The sequence below is a fragment of the Oleomonas cavernae genome (genome assembly GCF_003590945.1).
Lineage (GTDB): Bacteria > Pseudomonadota > Alphaproteobacteria > Zavarziniales > Zavarziniaceae > Zavarzinia > Zavarzinia cavernae.
This window is the reverse complement of sequence record NZ_QYUK01000016.1, coordinates 377968-393081: the sequence shown is the minus strand read 5'-3', so window position 1 is coordinate 393081 and position 15114 is coordinate 377968. Positions and strand designations below refer to the sequence as shown.

Sequence of the window (15114 nt, the reverse complement as noted above, 5' to 3'; positions counted from 1 at the left end):
GTGAAGTCTTCACGTTTGTATTGACGGAGGTTGCATGAGCGCCAAGGTCGTCGTCGTCACCGGGGCAGGCTCGGGCATCGGCCGGGCCACCGCGATCGCCTTTGCGGCCCAGGGCGACAGTGTCGTCCTGGCGGGACGGCGGGCGGACGCCCTTGCAGCGACGCAGGCCCTGTGCGCCGATCCGGCCAGGACGCTGGCGGTGCCGACCGACGTGACCGACGAGGGCGCCGTCGCGGCCCTGTTCGCGGCGGCCCTGGCGCGTTTCGGCCGCATCGACGTGCTGTTCAACAATGCCGGCAGCTTCGATGCCTCGGGCTCGGTCGAGGAGGTGCCGGCGGCGAAATGGCGGGCGCTGATCGAGGTCAACCTGACCGGCTGCTTCCTGTGCGCCCAGGCGGCGTTCAAGGCGATGAAGGCGCAGGTGCCGCAAGGCGGGCGGATCGTCAACAACGGCTCGATCTCGGCCCATGTGCCCAGGCCCCGCTCGGTCGCCTATACCGCGTCCAAGCACGCCATCACCGGCCTGACCCGGTCGATCTCGCTCGACGGCCGGCCGTTCAGCATCGCCTGCGGCCAGATCGACATCGGCAATGCCGCGACCGAGATGACCCAGGGGATGGCCACCGGCATGCTCCAGGCCGACGGGCGGATCGCGCCCGAGCCGCGGATGCAGGCGGCCAAGGCGGCCGAGGCGGTGGTGTTCATGGCCAACCTGCCGCTCGACACCAATGTCCAGTTCCTGACCATCGCCGCGACCAACATGCCCTTCATCGGGCGCGGTTGACGGCGGCGATCCGCCGCGTGCACCCTCTTGCCCAAATCCAGGGGGAAGTGTCATGGGCTTCTACGAGCGCCACGTGGTGCCGCACATCATCAATTGCGCCTGCGGCACCAAGCCGATCCGCTACCAGCGGCGCAAGGTGGTGCCCAGGGCCGAGGGGACGGTGCTGGAAATCGGCATCGGCACCGGCCTGAACCTGCCCTATTACGATGCCGCCAAGGTGACCAAAGTGATCGGCCTCGACCCGTCGGAACGCTCGTGGCGGATCGCTGGCAAGCGCGCGGCCCAGGTCGGCTTTCCGGTCGAGTTCATCGGCCTGCCGGGCGAGCGCATCCCGCTCGATGACGCCAGTGTCGATACCGTGCTGATCACCTACAGCCTGTGCACGATCCCCGATCCGGTGACGGCGCTGGAAGGCATGCGGCGGGTGCTGAAGCCCGGCGGCAAGCTCTTGTTCTGCGAGCACGGGGCGGCCCCCGACAAGGGCGTGGGGCAGTGGCAGGCCCGGGTCAACCCGGTGTGGAAAGTGCTGTTCGGCGGCTGTCACCTGACCCGTGACATCCCGGCAGTGATCCGCCAGGGCGGCTTCAGGATCGACGACCTGGAGACCATGTACCTGCCATCGACCCCGCGCATCGCCGGCTATAACTACTGGGGTACCGCCTCCGCCGCCTGACGGCCGCTGTCCGACAGCGTGTCGCTCTCGTCGGCCAGGCTTTCGGCCAATTCGGCCAGCAGGGCGTAGGAGTTCAACCGCGCCGCATGGTCGTAGATCGCCGAGGCGACCATCAATTCATCGGCGCCCGTGCGTTCGATGAAGCGGGCGAGATCGGCCCGCACAGTCTGCGGCCCGCCGACGAAGGAACAGGTCAGCATGCGCGAGGCCTGGATCCGCTCGACCGGCGACCAATAGGCCTCGATATCGTCGATGGGCGGTTGCAGCTTGCCGCGGGTGCCGCGGAACATGTTGGTGAACTGCTGCTGGACCGAGGTGAAGAGGCGCTTGGCCTCGCCGTCCGTATCGGCGGCGACGACATTCACCCCCAGCATGACATGGGGCCTGGTCAGTTGCGCCGACGGCTTGAACTCGCCGCGATAGATCTCGATCGCCTCGAGCAGGGCGTCGGGCGCGAAATGCGAGGCGAAGGCATAGGGCAGGCCCAGTTCGGCGGCCAGTTGCGCCCCGAACAGGCTGGAGCCCAGGATCCACAGGGGCACGTTGGTGCCGCCGCCGGGCACCGCCTGGACCGCCTGGCCCGGCTGCACCGGGCCCAGCAGGGCCTGGAGTTGCAGCACGTCCTGGGGGAAGCGGTCGCCGCTGGTCATCAGGTCGCGGCGCATGGCCCGTGCCGTCTGCTGGTCCGAGCCGGGCGCGCGGCCCAGGCCTAAATCGATGCGGCCGGGATAGAGCGATTCGAGGGTGCCGAACTGTTCGGCGATCACCAGGGGCGAATGGTTGGGCAGCATGATGCCGCCGGCGCCGACACGGATCGACCTGGTGCCGCCGGCGACATGGCCGATCACCACAGCGGTGGCGGCGCTGGCGATGCCGATCATGTTGTGGTGCTCGGCCAGCCAATAGCGGCGGTAACCCCAGTGTTCGACATGCTGGGCAAGGTCCAGCGTGTTGCGCAGGGCATCGGCAGGTGTGGTGCCTTCGACGACGGGGGCGAGATCGAGAACGGAAAACGAAACCATGCCGTAAACTCCAGACCTGGCCAGCGGACGGGCGTTGCGCTCACTTGGGCCGCCGCCGGCGGCATTTCAATGCACCGGCGCGGCAACCGTGCCATGCCGAGAATTGACCAGCGCCCCGCCGCGCCACATCCTATGGGGTGATTCGTGCGGCAGGGGCTGCACATATTGAGTTTAAGGGCCTGCCATGGACCGACTCGCCGCTGCCGAAGCGCGCCTTGCCGCCGTTCTCGATCGCTTCGACGCGATTGCCGATACCATTCAGCCGGCGGGCGGCACGGTCGACGGCGCCGTGCATGCCGCCCTGGTCGGCGAATACGACCGGCTGACGGCGGATCTCGACCAGCTCGCGGTGGCGCTGGAGGAGGCGCGCGGCGACAACCGGGCGCTGGAAGCGCGGCTGGGCGAATTGGCGGCGGAAAACGCCGATCTGCGGGCGTCGGCGCCGGTTGCCGCCGTGGACACCCGCCTCGCCGATGCGGAAGCCTTCGCCGAGGAAGCCCTGCGCGAATTGGACGAGGCGCGCGCGGAACTGGCCGAGGTGAAGACGGATGTCGAAGGCCTGGCGGCCGAGAATGCCGCGCTGAAGGCGTCGCTGGCCAAGGCCGAGGCCCAGGGTGCCCAGCGCCAGGCCGAGCTGTTCCGGCTCGAGAACGCCAATGAAGCCGCGGCCAAGCGCCTGGATCAGACCATCGCGCGGCTCGACCGCGCCATCGCCGAATAAGGCCGCGCCCCATGCGTCAGATCAGTGTCACGGTCAACGGCCGCGCCTACCGCGTCTCGTGCCAGCCGGGCGACGAAACCAAGATCAACGATCTCGCCGAATATCTGCAGTCGAAGGTCGAGATGCTGGGCCTGCCCGCCAACGCCCAGGTGGCCGAGGCGCAGGTTCTGCTGATGGCCGCGCTGCTGGCCGCCGACGACCTCTCGGACCGGCTGACCGAGATCGAAGCCCTGCAGAGCGAGAACGACCAGCTTCGCACCGAGGTGACGCGCCTGCACGGCGAACTCGCCGCCCGCGCCTCCAGCCTGGAAGCCCGGGCCGCCCAGGGCCTGGAAAAGGCCGCCGCCCGGGTCGAGCAACTGGTCGCCCGCTTCGAACCCGCCTGATCACCACCACATCCGGCGCAGTACGCTGAGGCCGCGGCGGTGGTGGTGGAGGGCCATCAGGCCGTGGCCGGTCGCCAGCGCCAGCAGGCCGTAGGCCGCCAGTTCGTGCAGCGGGCGCACGACGTCGTACAACTCCTTGGACGGGCCGATCAGGCTGGGCAGCTTGACCAGGCCGAACACCAGGGTCGGCACATTGATCGGTGCCGTGTCGGCGACCAGCAGCCCCAATGCTGGCACCAGCGTCAGCAGGCCGTAGAGCAGGGCATGGCCGGCGTCGGCCGCCCGGCGCTGCCACAGGGGGATCGCCGGGGGCAGGGGCGGCCTGTAGCGCGTGACGCGCAACCAGATGCGCCCGACGACCAGGGCCAGGACCAGCAGGCCGACGGTCTTGTGGGCCTGGTAGAGCCAGAAGCGCCACAACAGGGCGCGCAACTCGATATTGGTCATGACCCAGGCCAGGATCAGGGCGGCCAGGACCAGGGCCACGCCCGCCCAATGCAGGCGGCGCTGCGCGGTGCTCCAGCGGGCGGTGCGTTCAGTTGCCGGGCGGCGGCGTGGCATTGTCGGTGCTGGCCAGCTGGATATGGGCGCTGATCGTCAAGACCACGTCGTCGGAAACGAAATCCTCGTCGCTGTCCATGCCGAAGGCCGAGCGTTCCATGGTGCCGGTGACGACGAAATTGGCGACTTCGGCACCCACGGCGGGATCGAAGCGGCGTTCGGTCAGCTCGGCGTCCAGGACCTGGGGCTTGGTGATGCCGCGCACGGTCAACTCGCCGGTGATGCGCACCTTGTTGCCGTCGCGCTTTTCGACCGAGACGGCCTTGAAGCGCATCTGGGGGAATTGCCCGGGGTCGAAATAGTCGGGCGAGAGCAGCATCTGCCTGGCCTCGGCCGAATTGACCTCGACCGAGCCGGTATCGACCTTCACCTCGACCCGGCTTCGCTCGGGGTTGTCGAGGTCGAGCAGCAGCTTGCCCTCGAATTGCGCGAAATTGCCTTCCGTGGTGAACATGCCCAGGTGATCGACGGAAAAGCCGATGGTGGTGGTGCCGGGCCTGATCGTGTAGAGCGATCCGGCGGCCGCGGGCAGGGCGGAGAAGCACAGCAGGGTCAGCGTGGTCGAGATCAATCGGGAGAAATGCTTCATCGCCGTTCTTTCCTGTCGCCCTCATGGTGATGGTAGCACGACCGGCGCTAATCTGGCCTGCGGGAACGACATGCAGCAAGCGGGGTCTCCCATGCGACGGCAATTGACGATCCTGGCGATGTGTCTGGCAACCGCGGCGCCGGCCGGGGCCGAGGTGCCGGCCGACCTGCCGCCCGCCCAGGGGGTCGACCTCGGCCCGGCCTCCTACCGATGCTCCTACGCGGCGGGCTACAGTGTCATCGATCTCATCATCATCGATGCCGGCGTCTATGCCGATCGTGCCGGCAACCGCGGTGCCTATCATCGTTCCGGGCACGAGATCGTCTTCGACAGCGGCCCCTTCGCCGGCCGCCCGGCCTATGTCGAAGGCGGCAATGTCTACCTCGTCGTGCCCGGCGGCAGCCTCTACATGTCTTGCAGCCCGGGGCCGTAGCCCTTAAGTATGGAGCCGTGGCGGGTACTGCTGGGTGCGCCTAGGCACTGCAATCCCTGGGGCCAATAACCGACTCTTGGGAGCTGTCCCTGCCCGGATCCTGGTCCGATGCACACGGTGCCCACCTGCTGATGCAGGCCACAGAGGATCGGAACGCCAGCGGCTTCGGTGGTCCCGCCACACCCTCTAGTCTCCAACCGCTTCCGCTTGACCAGATTTCCCGGCCCTCATGGATATCGACGACGCGAAGGCCGGCCTGCGCAAGACCTTGCGGGAGCGGCGCAAACTGGCCCATGCCGGCGGTGCTGCCGATGCCGCCGCGGCCCTGGTCCGTCATCTCGGGGCCTTGCCCCTGCTGCCCGGGGAAACCATCGCCGGCTATGTCGCCCACGGCAGCGAGATCGACCCCTTGCCGGCCCTGCGGGCCCTGGCCGGCCGCGGCCATCCCCTGTGCCTGCCGGTGGTGGTGGCACCCGGCCGGCCTCTGGTGTTCCGCGCCTGGGAGGACGGCCTGGCGCTGGAGGCGGGGGAATTCGACATCCCCGTGCCGGTCGAGGGCGGTGAATTGCTGCCCGACGTGGTCCTGGTGCCCCTGGTCGGCTTCGACCGGCAGGGCGGCCGGCTGGGCCAGGGCGGCGGCTTTTACGACCGCACCCTGCCCGCCCTGCGTGCGGCGAGGCCCGGCTTTGTCGCTATCGGGCTTGCTTTTTGCGTCCAGGAAGTGGCATCGGTGCCCCGCGCGGTGAATGACGCGGCCCTCGACTGGGTCGTGACCGAACAAGAGGCGATCGAGATCAAGCCATGAGGCTGCTGTTTCTGGGTGACGTGGTGGGCCGGGCAGGCCGCGACGGGCTGACCCGTCACCTGCCCGAGATGCGCGCGCGCCTGAAGCCCGATTTCATCGTGGTGAACGGCGAAAACGCCGCCGGCGGCTTCGGCATCACCGGCCAGATCGCCAAGGAATTCTATGCCCTGGGCGTCGACTGCATCTCGACCGGCAATCATGTCTGGGACCAGAAGGAAACCCTGTCCTATATCGGCAGCGACCCCAGGCTGCTGCGCCCGCGCAACTTCCCCGCCTCGGCCCCGGGCCGGGGGCGGGCATCTACGAGGTGGCCGGCGGCCGCAAGGTGATGGTGGTGAACGTCATGGGGCGGATCTTCATGGACCCGCTGGACGATCCCTTCGCCGCGGTCGAGGCCGAGCTGTCGAAGGTGCGCCTGGGCCCCACGGTCAACGCCATCATCATCGACGTCCATGCCGAGGCGACCTCGGAGAAGATGGCCATGGGTCATTTCTGCGACGGCCGGGTCAGCCTGGTGGTGGGCACCCATTCCCATATTCCCACGGCCGATGCCCAGGTCCTGAACGGCGGCACCGCCTATCAGACCGACGCCGGCATGTGCGGCGACTACGACTCGGTGATCGGCATGGACAAGGTCGAGCCGGTGAACCGCTTCGTGCGCAAGATCCCCGGCGGCCGCTTCGAGCCGGCGGCGGGCGAGGCGACGGTGTGCGGCGTGGTGGTCGACACCGACGACCGCACGGGCCTCGCCACCAGGGTCGAACCGATCCGCGTCGGCGGCCGGCTGAAGCCCCAGTGGCCTCCCGACTGACCCATTCTCGCCATATTGGGTTGGTAGATCGCGAAACGGGATGTACTGACCAGCCACAACATATGGTATTTTCTGCGCCAAATCATCGGCACGATTAGTCATACCCGCGGTGCAGCACCCATCAGCCGGCGCGCGCTGCGGTCTTCGGAGGCATCATGGCAGGTCATTCCCAGTTCAAGAACATCATGCACCGCAAGGGCGCGCAGGACGCCAAGCGCTCGAAGATGTTCTCCAAGCTCGCGCGCGAAATCACCGTCGCCGCCAAGATGGGTCTGCCCGACCCCAATATGAACCCGCGCCTGCGCGCCGCGATCATCGCCGCCCGGGCCGAGAACATGCCCAAGGACAATATCGACCGCGCGATCAAGAAGGCGGCCGGGGGCGACGGCGAGAACTACGAGGAAGTGCGCTACGAGGGCTACGGCCCGGCCGGCGTCGCCCTGGTGGTCGAAGGCCTGACCGACAACCGCAACCGCACCGCCTCGGAAGTGCGCTCGATCTTCACCAAGTTCGGCGGCAACTTAGGGTCAACCGGTTCGGTCGCCCACATGTTCAACCGGGTCGGCCAGATCAGCTACAAGCTCGCCGCCGCCAGCGCCGACGCGATGCTCGAAGCCGCGATCGACGCCGGGGCCGAGGATTGCGTCTCGGGCGAGGAAGTCCACGAGATCCTGACCTCGATCGACGATCTGGGCACCGTGCGCGACGCCCTGGAAGAGACCTTCGGCCCGGCCGACGGCGCCAGGCTGGTGTTCAAGCCGATGGTCACCGCCGCGGTCGACGAGGATACGGCGCGCAGCCTGCTGAAGATGATCGACATGCTGGACGACAACGACGACGTGCAGAACGTCTACGCCAACTTCGAGGTGTCGGACGACATCATGGCGAGGCTGTCGGCGTGACGCAGTGTGTTCTCAGAGTTGTTTGAAAATTCGTCATCCCGGCCGCAGAGCCGGGATCTTGTGACACGAAGGCTTTGAGAGCACTGGTCGAAAGATCCCGGCTCAAGGCCGGGATGACGAAATAGGGTTGACGAGAGGGTAGAGGAGTCAATGCGGTTCATCGGTCTCGATCCAGGACTTCAGCGCACCGGCTGGGGCGTGATCGAGGCTGTGGGTTCGCGCCTGAGCCATGTCGCCAACGGCACCGTGGTCTCCGATCCCAAGGATGAGCTTTCGGCCCGCCTGCGCCAGATCTTCGAAGGCGTGATGGCGGTGATCGAGCGTTATCGCCCGCAGGCCGCCGCGGTCGAGGAGACCTTCGTCAACAAGAACCCGGTCTCGACCCTGAAGCTGGGCCAGGTGCGCGGCGTCGTGCTGCTGGCGCCCGCCCTCTCGGGCCTGTCGGTCGGCGAATATGCGCCCAACCACATCAAGAAATCGGTGGTCGGTGCCGGCCATGCCGAAAAGGCGCAGATCCACCATATGGTGAAGATCCTGCTGCCGGCGGTGGAGATCACCGGGGCCGATGCGGCGGACGCCCTGGCGGTCGCCATCTGTCATGCCCATCACGCGGCCAGCAACCGCGCCTATGCCCGCGCCGCGATCGCAGCGGGGGCATCATGATCGGCAAGCTTTCCGGCCTGCTGGACGAGACCGGCGACGACTGGGCCATGATCGACTGCGGCGGCGTCGGCTATGTCGCCACCTGTTCCGCCCGCACCCTGCGCCGCCTGCCGGGCCGGGGCGAGGCGGTGGCCCTGGTGGTCGAGACCCAGATGCGCGAGGATTCGATCCGCCTGTTCGGCTTCCTGGACAAGGCGGAACGCGACTGGTTCCGCATTCTGCAGACCGTGCAGGGCGTCGGCGCCAAGGTCGCGCTGGCGATCCTCGACACGCTGAGTCCGGCCGAGATCACCCGCGCGGTGACCCTGGGCGACAAGGCGGCCCTGGGCCGGGCCAGCGGTGTCGGGCCGAAGCTGGCCCTGCGCCTGGTGACGGAACTCAAAGACAAGACGCCGGCCGGCGACGGTGGCGGTTTCATCGCCGTGGCGGCTGCGGCGCCCGGTGCGACCAAGATGGCAGCCGGGCCGCTGGCCGAGGCGGTCTCGGCCCTGGTCAACCTGGGCTACAAGCCGGTCGAGGCCTCGGTCGCCGTCACCGCGGCCCTGTCGAAGCTGGGGCCCGAGCCTGAAGTGGCGGCGCTGATCCGCGGCGGGCTGAAGGAACTGGCCCGATGAGCGTACCCGCCGCCCCCGATCGCGTCGTCTCGGGTGCCCGGCGCGAGGACGACCAACTCGAGGCCAGCCTGCGCCCGGCCCGGCTGGATGAATTCGTCGGGCAGGCCAAGGCGCGCGAGAACCTGAAGGTGTTCATCGAGGCGGCCAGGGTGCGCGGCGACGCCTTGGATCACGTGCTGTTCTTCGGGCCGCCGGGCCTGGGCAAGACCACGCTGGCCCAGATCATGGCGCGGGAACTGGGCGTGGGCTTCAAGTCCACGTCAGGCCCGGTGATCGCCCGGGCCGGCGACCTGGCCGCCTTGCTCACCAACCTGGAGCCGCGCGACGTTCTGTTCATCGACGAGATCCACCGCCTCAACCCGGCGGTCGAGGAAATCCTCTATCCGGCGATGGAGGACTACCAGCTCGACCTGATGATCGGCGAGGGGCCGGCGGCGCGGTCGGTGAAGATCGACCTGCCGCCCTTCACCCTGGTGGGGGCCACCACCCGTTCCGGCCTGCTGACCACGCCCCTGCGCGACCGCTTCGGCATCCCGATCCGGCTCAATTTCTACGAGGTCGCGGAACTGGAACTGATCGTGCGCCGGGGCGCCCATATCCTGAATGTCGAGATGACGGCGGACGGCGCCCGGGAAATCGCCAGGCGGGCCCGGGGCACGCCACGCATCGCCGGCCGCCTGCTGCGCCGGGTGCGCGATTTCGCCCTGGTCGCCGGGGCCAAGGCGGTCGATGCCAAGGTGGCCGATGCCGCCCTGGTCCGCCTCGAGGTCGACGGCCGCGGGCTGGACGCGATGGATCACCGCTATCTGTCGGCAATCGCGCGCGACTACGGCGGCGGGCCGGTGGGGGTCGAGACCATGGCCGCCGCCCTGTCGGAACCGCGTGATGCGATCGAGGAAATCATCGAGCCCTACCTGATCCAGCAGGGCCTGCTCCAGCGCACGCCGCGCGGCCGCATGCTGACCCAGGCGGCGTTCAAGCATCTAGGCCTGGCGATGCCCGAGCGGGCCGATATCGCGCAGCTTCCCCTCCTGGGCGAGGTGGACGATGCCTGATTGGGCGACGCTCACGCCGCAGCAGGGCAGCCTGGCCGAGGGCGCCCATTGGCTGCCCGTGCGGGTGTTCTTCGAGGACACCGATGCCGGCGGCATCGTCTATCACGCCAATTACCTCAAATTCATGGAACGGGCGCGCAGCGATTTCGCCCGGCTGATCGGCATCGACCAGAATGCTATGATGGAGGGCGACGACCCGCTGGCCTTCGTGGTCAAGCGCATCGACATCGACTATGCCCGTCCGGCCCGGCTGGACGATGCCCTGGTGGTCGAGACCCGGCTGAAGGTGCTGAAAGGCGCCAGCATGGAGTCGGTCCAGATCGTGCGCCGGGGTGAGGAAATTATGACACAGGCGCAGGTTCGTCTCGCCTGCCTGGACCGAAACGGGCGTCCGCGCCGCTTTCCGGACCCGGTTCGCCACGCTTTCGCCCCCTTCGAGACCCAAAACATGCCTCGTGATACGGGAAAACACGGATGAACCCTGAGACCGCGACCCCCCTGACCTCGCCCGTGGGCGATATCGCCGCCACCGGCCTGGGCGGCGCCACCCCGCCGGACATGTCGATCCTGGGCCTGTTCCTGCAGGCCGACTGGATCGTCAAGATCGTGGTCGTCCTGCTCATCCTGGCCTCGTTCTGGTCCTGGGCGATCATCATCGACAAGCTGCGCCGGCTGCGCCGGGTCCAGGTCCAGGCCGACCAGTTCGAGGAAGCCTTCTGGTCCGGCAACTCGATCGACGATCTCTACGACCGCATCGCCGGCCGGCCGGAACATCCCATGGCCCTGGTCTTCGTCGCCGCCATGCGCGAATGGCGCCGGGCGACCGACCGCCTGACCCAGCCGGCGGCGAACCTCGCCACCGGCCTGGGCGAGCGCATCTCCAAGGTCATGCGCGTGGCCCTGAACCGCGAGCTCGACGGGCTGGAACGCTACTTAGGCTTCCTCGCCACGGTCGGCTCGACCGCGCCCTTCGTCGGCCTGTTCGGCACGGTGTGGGGCATCATGAATTCCTTCTCGGCCATCGCCCTGTCGAAGAACACCTCGCTCTCGGTGGTGGCGCCGGGCATCGCCGAGGCGCTGTTTGCCACCGCCTTGGGCCTGGTCGCGGCCATCCCCGCGGTCATCGCCTACAACAAGCTGTCGTCCGATGTCGGCCGTTTCGAGGGCCGGCTGGAGAGTTTCGCCGATGAATTCTCGGCCATCCTCTCCCGCCAACTCGACGAACGGAGGCCTTGAGCCATGGGTGCCTCGCTCGGCGGTGGCGGCGGCCGGCGCAGCCGGCGCAGCCGCGCCCCCATGGCCGACATCAACGTGACGCCCATGGTCGACGTCATGCTGGTGCTGCTGATCGTGTTCATGGTGGCGGCCCCGCTGCTCACCGTGGGCGTGAACGTCGACCTCCCCACCACCCAGGCCGACAGCCTGCCCCAGGACGACAAGCCGGTGATCGTCTCGGTCGACGGCCAGGGCAAGATCTTCATCGGCGACGCGGAAGTGGGCACGGCCACCCTGGTCGACCAGTTGAAGGCGGCCGCACCCGGCGGGCCCGAGACGCGCATCTATGTCCGCGGCGACCAGGCGATCAATTACGGCAAGGTGATGGAGACCATGGGCCTGATCAAGGCCGCGGGCTTCACCAAGGTGGCGCTGATCGCGCTGCCGCCGGCCCAGTAACGCGTAGCGTAATAGTCGAGGAGCCCAAGGCGGCATCATGCGTAAGGGCGCGATTGCATCCGGTATCCTGCATCTCCTGCTGATCGCCCTCCTGGTGTTCGGCCTGCCGCAACTCGCCCGGCCGCTGCCCGAGCCCGAGATCATTTCGGTCGAGATCGTCGACGTCATCACCGAACGGGCCAACCCGGCGCCCCCTAAGCGCGTGCAGACGCCGGTGCCGCCGGCCCCCACCAGCAAGCCGCTGCCGCCCAGCGAGACGGTGCGCGAGACCCCGCCGCCGCCCAGCGTGACCCCGCCCACGCCCGAACCGCCCACGCCGACCCCGCCCAAGCCGCCGACACCGCAGAGCAAGCCGGCGCCGCCCCAGGTCGCCCAGGACGTGCCGCCGCCCGATCCGGTGCAAAGCCAGGTCCCCGAGCCGACCCCGCCCAAGCCCGAAAAGCCGACGCCGGAAAAGCCCAAGGAACCGGAAAAGCCCAAGCCGCCCGAGAAACCCAAGGAGCCGGAGAAACCCAAGCCGGCCAAGCCCAAGCCGACCAAGCCGACGGAACAGAAGCCCGACGTCCTGTCGGACCTCGACGCCTTGCTCAACGACCGCTCGACGGAGAAGCCGGGGGCGCCGCCGCCCAAGGCCGAGGCCTCGGACAAGCCGAACAAGGAAACGCAGAACAACAACGATCCGAGCAAGCCGCTGAGCAGCTCGGAGGTCAGCAAAATTGTCCAGCAATTGCAGTCGTGTCGCCGGGTTGATCCAGGATCGACTGCATTTGCCGGCTCCACTGTAATCTTCAGGGTTCGCTATGACAGGACAGGGGTGATGATCGGAAATCCCGAATTCGTTAGCGGGACCGGCGCCGGTAGCGATCGGTACAGCTCCTTCTTCCGTGATGCCTACACCGCCTTTTTCAAGCCGAGCTGCAACCCACTGAAGAATCTCAATCCCGAAAAATACGCCCGCTGGCAGTATTTGGAGATTGTCTTTACCCCTGGCGATGTCGGCGTCGGCGGCTGATGCTCCCTCTCCGCCGCTTGCGGGGGAGAGGGAAGGGGCCCGTCGCGTAGCGAGGGGAAGGGTGAGGTGGTGGCTCCAACAGGCACCGCTTGGCCCGAGAACCCACCTCACCCCGGCCCTCTCCCCCCTGAAGGGCGGAGAGGGAGAAAAAGCACAGTTTTCGCGAAAGTGTTCGGGCGGACCCGATTTGGTTGCGGGTGAGGTGGTATAGCCGCCCCGCCTTTGCCATTTTTCCTGCCTAGCTTCGGCAAACTGATTCGGTGACGACCTGCGATGGATAGATCGATGACCGCGACGCATGCCCGCCCAAGATTGAAAGTGCTGGTACTGGGAGTGGCAGCAGCACTAGGGCTGGCATTTGCCGGCCCGGCCATGGCCCAGAGCCCAACGCAAATTATTGTTGGTGGCGGCAATTTTCAGCCAATCCCAATTGCCGTGCCGAGTTTCGCCGGTGGCGATCTCGGTGCCCAGGTCGCTCAGGTCATCAGCGCCGATCTGGAACGCTCGGGCCTGTTCAAGCCCCTTCCGCCCGGCACCTTTCCGCAGACCCCCGACCAGATTCAGAGCCAGCCGGCGCTGGCAAACTGGCGCAGCGCCGGTGCCGATTCCCTTGTCGCCGGCAAGGTCACCCCGCAAGGGGGCAAGACCGCCTTCGAATTCCGCCTTTGGGATGCCAACTCCGAGCAACAGCTCACCGGCACCGCCTTCACGGCCGATTCGGCCAACTGGCGCCGGGTCGCGCATATCATTGCCGACACGATCTACAAGCGCCTGACCGGCGAGGAAGGCTATTTCGATACGCGGATCGTCTATGTCTCGGAATCGGGGCCGAAGAACCGGCGGGTCAAGCGCCTCGCGATCATGGACCAGGACGGTGCCAACCATCGCTTCCTGACCTCGGGCAAGGATCTGGTGCTCACGCCGCGGTTCTCGCCGCGCGACCAGACCATCACCTACATGTCCTATTTCAACGACAAGCCGCGGGTCTATCTGTTCAACATCGACTCAGGCCAGCAGGAAGTGCTGGGCGATTTCCCGGGCATGACCTTTGCCCCGCGCTTCTCGCCCGACGGCAACCGCGTGGTCATGTCCATGGCCAAGGACGGCAATACCGACCTCTATAATGTCGACCTGCGCACCCGCAAGATCACCCGGCTGACCTCGGGCGGGGCGATCGAAACCTCGCCCAGCTATTCGCCCGACGGCGGCCAGATCGTCTACAACTCCGACGCGGGCGGTTCGCAGCAGCTCTACATCATGGGCGCGGGCGGCGGCGGGGGTAAGCGCATCTCGTTCGGCGATGGCCGCTATGCTACCCCGGTATGGTCACCCCGCGGTGATCTCATTGCTTTCACCAAGATGAAGGGTGGCCGTTTCTCGATCGGCGTGATGGCGCCGGACGGCTCGGGCGAGCGCATCCTGACCGAAAGCTTCCTGGACGAAGCCCCGACCTGGGCGCCAAACGGCCGGGTTATCGCCTTTTTCCGCCAATCGCCGGGCGCTTCGGGCTCGGTCAAGCTCTATACGGTCGACGTCACCGGGTTCAACGAGCGGCTGCTGCCGACCCCGCTCGACGGCTCAGACCCGGCCTGGTCGCCGCTGAATCCCTGACAAATAGGGCACAGTGTTGCGGATATGCACTAGAACCAAGGATAGCAGGGGTGTTAACCATGCCCCTGCGTCCTTCCGCGCTATGCGGGCTGTGGATTTCGCAAGTGCGAACTGCTAGTTTCGCAACCAAGCGAATACCACCCGCCCGGCGCGCTCGACAGCGCTGCACCTCCAGGAGTCCTATTGCTATGCGCTTCACTCATCCCGGTTACAAGATCGCCAGCCTTGTCGCCGCCCTGTTTATCGTCGCGGCCTGCTCGTCCTCCGAGCCCGCTGGTAGCGGTGCCAACACCGGCGTGACCACCCCCGGCGACCTCGGCGCCACGCAGGAAGGCCTCGCGGCTTCGGCTGGCGACAGCGTGTTCTTCGACACCGACAGCTCGACCCTGACCTCGGAAGGCCAGCGCACCCTGCAGGCCCAGGCGGCCTGGCTGGCCAAGTATCCGGCCGTCACCCTGACCGTCGAAGGTCATTGCGACGAGCGCGGCACCCGCGAGTACAACCTAGCCCTGGGCGAGCGTCGTGCCAATTCGGCCCGCGCCTACCTGATCTCGTTGGGCGTCGACGCCAACCGCCTGCAGACCGTGTCCTACGGCAAGGACCGCCCCTTCGCGGTCGGTTCGGACGAGACCTCGTGGGCCCAGAACCGTCGTGGCTTCAGCCGCGTGAACTGATCACGGCCGGCGTTCGCGCCACCGCCGATCGAGAAGGCCCGCTCCGGCATACCGGGGCGGGCTTTTTCTTTGATCGGGCCGACGCCGCGCTTTTGCCCCACTTGAACGTTATCTAAAACGAGTA

At 67.3% G+C, this 15114-nt stretch carries 19 protein-coding genes, 1 other RNA gene and 1 pseudogene; 18 read left to right on the top strand and 3 right to left on the bottom strand.

Annotated elements, in window-relative coordinates; genetic code table 11:
• Window positions 1–34 precede the first annotated feature (34 nt).
• The gene (locus D3874_RS27130) at window positions 35–784 is read left to right on the top strand and encodes an SDR family oxidoreductase (RefSeq protein ID WP_119782820.1); all 750 of its coding nucleotides are present in this window, start codon (window positions 35–37) and stop codon (window positions 782–784) included.
• 52 nt (window positions 785–836) lie between these two features.
• Window positions 837–1457: a class I SAM-dependent methyltransferase gene (locus tag D3874_RS27125; RefSeq protein ID WP_119782819.1), complete on the top strand. Its 621-nt coding sequence runs from the start codon at window positions 837–839 to the stop codon at window positions 1455–1457.
• Here the strand turns inward: D3874_RS27125 and D3874_RS27120 are convergent.
• Window positions 1430–2479 (bottom strand): LLM class flavin-dependent oxidoreductase, encoded by a 1050-nt coding sequence (locus D3874_RS27120; protein ID WP_119782818.1) that lies wholly within the window; start codon window positions 2477–2479, stop codon window positions 1430–1432. The two genes, D3874_RS27125 and D3874_RS27120, sit on opposite strands and share 28 nt — an antisense overlap.
• A gap of 184 nt (window positions 2480–2663) precedes the next feature.
• On the opposite strand from D3874_RS27120, the gene D3874_RS27115 reads away from it, so the two are divergent.
• Both D3874_RS27115 and zapA read left to right on the top strand, forming a co-directional pair.
• Window positions 2664–3200: a hypothetical protein gene (locus tag D3874_RS27115; protein WP_119782817.1), complete on the top strand. Its 537-nt coding sequence runs from the start codon at window positions 2664–2666 to the stop codon at window positions 3198–3200.
• A gap of 11 nt (window positions 3201–3211) precedes the next feature.
• Complete coding sequence (gene zapA, locus D3874_RS27110) at window positions 3212–3586, top strand: cell division protein ZapA (RefSeq protein ID WP_119782816.1); 375 nt, start codon at window positions 3212–3214, stop codon at window positions 3584–3586.
• Here the strand turns inward: zapA and D3874_RS27105 are convergent, their stop codons facing one another.
• The gene (locus D3874_RS27105; protein WP_119782815.1) at window positions 3587–4147 is read right to left on the bottom strand and encodes a cytochrome b; all 561 of its coding nucleotides are present in this window, start codon (window positions 4145–4147) and stop codon (window positions 3587–3589) included. It abuts the gene before it with no gap.
• Window positions 4122–4736: a YceI family protein gene (locus tag D3874_RS27100; protein ID WP_119782814.1), complete on the bottom strand. Its 615-nt coding sequence runs from the start codon at window positions 4734–4736 to the stop codon at window positions 4122–4124. Before D3874_RS27100 ends, D3874_RS27105 begins: the two co-directional genes overlap by 26 nt.
• A gap of 91 nt (window positions 4737–4827) precedes the next feature.
• Between D3874_RS27100 and D3874_RS27095 the strand changes: the two genes are divergently transcribed.
• The 14 genes and pseudogenes from D3874_RS27095 (at window position 4828) to pal (ending at window position 14990) form a co-directional block, all read left to right on the top strand.
• The gene (locus tag D3874_RS27095) at window positions 4828–5169 is read left to right on the top strand and encodes a hypothetical protein (RefSeq protein ID WP_147385883.1); all 342 of its coding nucleotides are present in this window, start codon (window positions 4828–4830) and stop codon (window positions 5167–5169) included.
• Between the two features lie 21 nt (window positions 5170–5190).
• Window positions 5191–5348, top strand: a non-coding RNA gene (gene ssrS, locus D3874_RS27090) — 6S RNA.
• Window positions 5349–5398: 50 nt separating this feature from the next.
• Window positions 5399–5974, top strand: coding sequence for a 5-formyltetrahydrofolate cyclo-ligase (locus D3874_RS27085; RefSeq protein WP_119782812.1), 576 nt, complete (start codon window positions 5399–5401; stop codon window positions 5972–5974).
• Window positions 5971–6785 (top strand): annotated as a pseudogene (locus D3874_RS27080) (TIGR00282 family metallophosphoesterase). The gene D3874_RS27085 and the pseudogene D3874_RS27080 overlap by 4 nt, the downstream one beginning before the upstream one ends.
• A gap of 155 nt (window positions 6786–6940) precedes the next feature.
• Window positions 6941–7687, top strand: coding sequence for a YebC/PmpR family DNA-binding transcriptional regulator (locus D3874_RS27075; protein WP_119782811.1), 747 nt, complete (start codon window positions 6941–6943; stop codon window positions 7685–7687).
• A 150-nt stretch (window positions 7688–7837) separates the two neighbouring features.
• On the top strand, window positions 7838–8350 hold the full coding sequence (gene ruvC, locus D3874_RS27070) for a crossover junction endodeoxyribonuclease RuvC (protein ID WP_119782810.1): 513 nt from the start codon (window positions 7838–7840) through the stop codon (window positions 8348–8350).
• A complete protein-coding gene (gene ruvA / locus D3874_RS27065; protein WP_119782809.1) occupies window positions 8347–8964 on the top strand; it encodes a Holliday junction branch migration protein RuvA in 618 nt (205 codons plus the stop codon). Before ruvC ends, ruvA begins: the two co-directional genes overlap by 4 nt.
• A complete protein-coding gene (gene ruvB / locus D3874_RS27060) occupies window positions 8961–10019 on the top strand; it encodes a Holliday junction branch migration DNA helicase RuvB (RefSeq protein ID WP_119782808.1) in 1059 nt (352 codons plus the stop codon). The genes ruvA and ruvB overlap by 4 nt, the downstream gene beginning before the upstream one ends.
• Window positions 10012–10497: a tol-pal system-associated acyl-CoA thioesterase gene (gene ybgC / locus D3874_RS27055; RefSeq protein WP_119782807.1), complete on the top strand. Its 486-nt coding sequence runs from the start codon at window positions 10012–10014 to the stop codon at window positions 10495–10497. The genes ruvB and ybgC overlap by 8 nt, the downstream gene beginning before the upstream one ends.
• Window positions 10494–11255 carry a protein TolQ gene (gene tolQ / locus D3874_RS27050; protein WP_119782806.1) on the top strand — a complete coding sequence of 254 codons (762 nt, stop codon included), beginning with the start codon at window positions 10494–10496 and terminating at the stop codon, window positions 11253–11255. Before ybgC ends, tolQ begins: the two co-directional genes overlap by 4 nt.
• A gap of 3 nt (window positions 11256–11258) precedes the next feature.
• A complete protein-coding gene (gene tolR / locus D3874_RS27045) occupies window positions 11259–11693 on the top strand; it encodes a protein TolR (RefSeq protein WP_119782805.1) in 435 nt (144 codons plus the stop codon).
• Between the two features lie 37 nt (window positions 11694–11730).
• Window positions 11731–12705, top strand: a complete 975-nt coding sequence (locus D3874_RS27040) for a hypothetical protein (RefSeq protein ID WP_119782804.1) — start codon at window positions 11731–11733, stop codon at window positions 12703–12705.
• A gap of 273 nt (window positions 12706–12978) precedes the next feature.
• Window positions 12979–14316: a Tol-Pal system beta propeller repeat protein TolB gene (gene tolB / locus D3874_RS27035; RefSeq protein WP_119782803.1), complete on the top strand. Its 1338-nt coding sequence runs from the start codon at window positions 12979–12981 to the stop codon at window positions 14314–14316.
• A gap of 188 nt (window positions 14317–14504) precedes the next feature.
• Window positions 14505–14990, top strand: coding sequence for a peptidoglycan-associated lipoprotein Pal (pal, locus tag D3874_RS27030; protein WP_119782802.1), 486 nt, complete (start codon window positions 14505–14507; stop codon window positions 14988–14990).
• The last annotated feature ends 124 nt before the right edge of the window (window positions 14991–15114 follow it).

What these genes read in the sequence shown, in the direction of transcription:
- D3874_RS27100 (WP_119782814.1), bottom strand. Translation starts at nt 4,736, where the DNA reads ATGAAGCATTTCTCCCGATTGATCTCGACCACGCTGACCCTGCTGTGC.
- ybgC (WP_119782807.1), top strand. Translation starts at nt 10,012, where the DNA reads ATGCCTGATTGGGCGACGCTCACGCCGCAGCAGGGCAGCCTGGCCGAG.
- D3874_RS27125 (WP_119782819.1), top strand. Translation starts at nt 837, where the DNA reads ATGGGCTTCTACGAGCGCCACGTGGTGCCGCACATCATCAATTGCGCC.
- D3874_RS27120 (WP_119782818.1), bottom strand. Translation starts at nt 2,479, where the DNA reads ATGGTTTCGTTTTCCGTTCTCGATCTCGCCCCCGTCGTCGAAGGCACC.
- D3874_RS27130 (WP_119782820.1), top strand. Translation starts at nt 35, where the DNA reads ATGAGCGCCAAGGTCGTCGTCGTCACCGGGGCAGGCTCGGGCATCGGC.
- ruvC (WP_119782810.1), top strand. Translation starts at nt 7,838, where the DNA reads ATGCGGTTCATCGGTCTCGATCCAGGACTTCAGCGCACCGGCTGGGGC.
- D3874_RS27095 (WP_147385883.1), top strand. Translation starts at nt 4,828, where the DNA reads ATGCGACGGCAATTGACGATCCTGGCGATGTGTCTGGCAACCGCGGCG.
- D3874_RS27085 (WP_119782812.1), top strand. Translation starts at nt 5,399, where the DNA reads ATGGATATCGACGACGCGAAGGCCGGCCTGCGCAAGACCTTGCGGGAG.
- ruvA (WP_119782809.1), top strand. Translation starts at nt 8,347, where the DNA reads ATGATCGGCAAGCTTTCCGGCCTGCTGGACGAGACCGGCGACGACTGG.
- D3874_RS27115 (WP_119782817.1), top strand. Translation starts at nt 2,664, where the DNA reads ATGGACCGACTCGCCGCTGCCGAAGCGCGCCTTGCCGCCGTTCTCGAT.
- D3874_RS27040 (WP_119782804.1), top strand. Translation starts at nt 11,731, where the DNA reads ATGCGTAAGGGCGCGATTGCATCCGGTATCCTGCATCTCCTGCTGATC.
- D3874_RS27075 (WP_119782811.1), top strand. Translation starts at nt 6,941, where the DNA reads ATGGCAGGTCATTCCCAGTTCAAGAACATCATGCACCGCAAGGGCGCG.
- tolR (WP_119782805.1), top strand. Translation starts at nt 11,259, where the DNA reads ATGGGTGCCTCGCTCGGCGGTGGCGGCGGCCGGCGCAGCCGGCGCAGC.
- zapA (WP_119782816.1), top strand. Translation starts at nt 3,212, where the DNA reads ATGCGTCAGATCAGTGTCACGGTCAACGGCCGCGCCTACCGCGTCTCG.
- ruvB (WP_119782808.1), top strand. Translation starts at nt 8,961, where the DNA reads ATGAGCGTACCCGCCGCCCCCGATCGCGTCGTCTCGGGTGCCCGGCGC.
- tolQ (WP_119782806.1), top strand. Translation starts at nt 10,494, where the DNA reads ATGAACCCTGAGACCGCGACCCCCCTGACCTCGCCCGTGGGCGATATC.
- tolB (WP_119782803.1), top strand. Translation starts at nt 12,979, where the DNA reads ATGGATAGATCGATGACCGCGACGCATGCCCGCCCAAGATTGAAAGTG.
- D3874_RS27105 (WP_119782815.1), bottom strand. Translation starts at nt 4,147, where the DNA reads ATGCCACGCCGCCGCCCGGCAACTGAACGCACCGCCCGCTGGAGCACC.
- pal (WP_119782802.1), top strand. Translation starts at nt 14,505, where the DNA reads ATGCGCTTCACTCATCCCGGTTACAAGATCGCCAGCCTTGTCGCCGCC.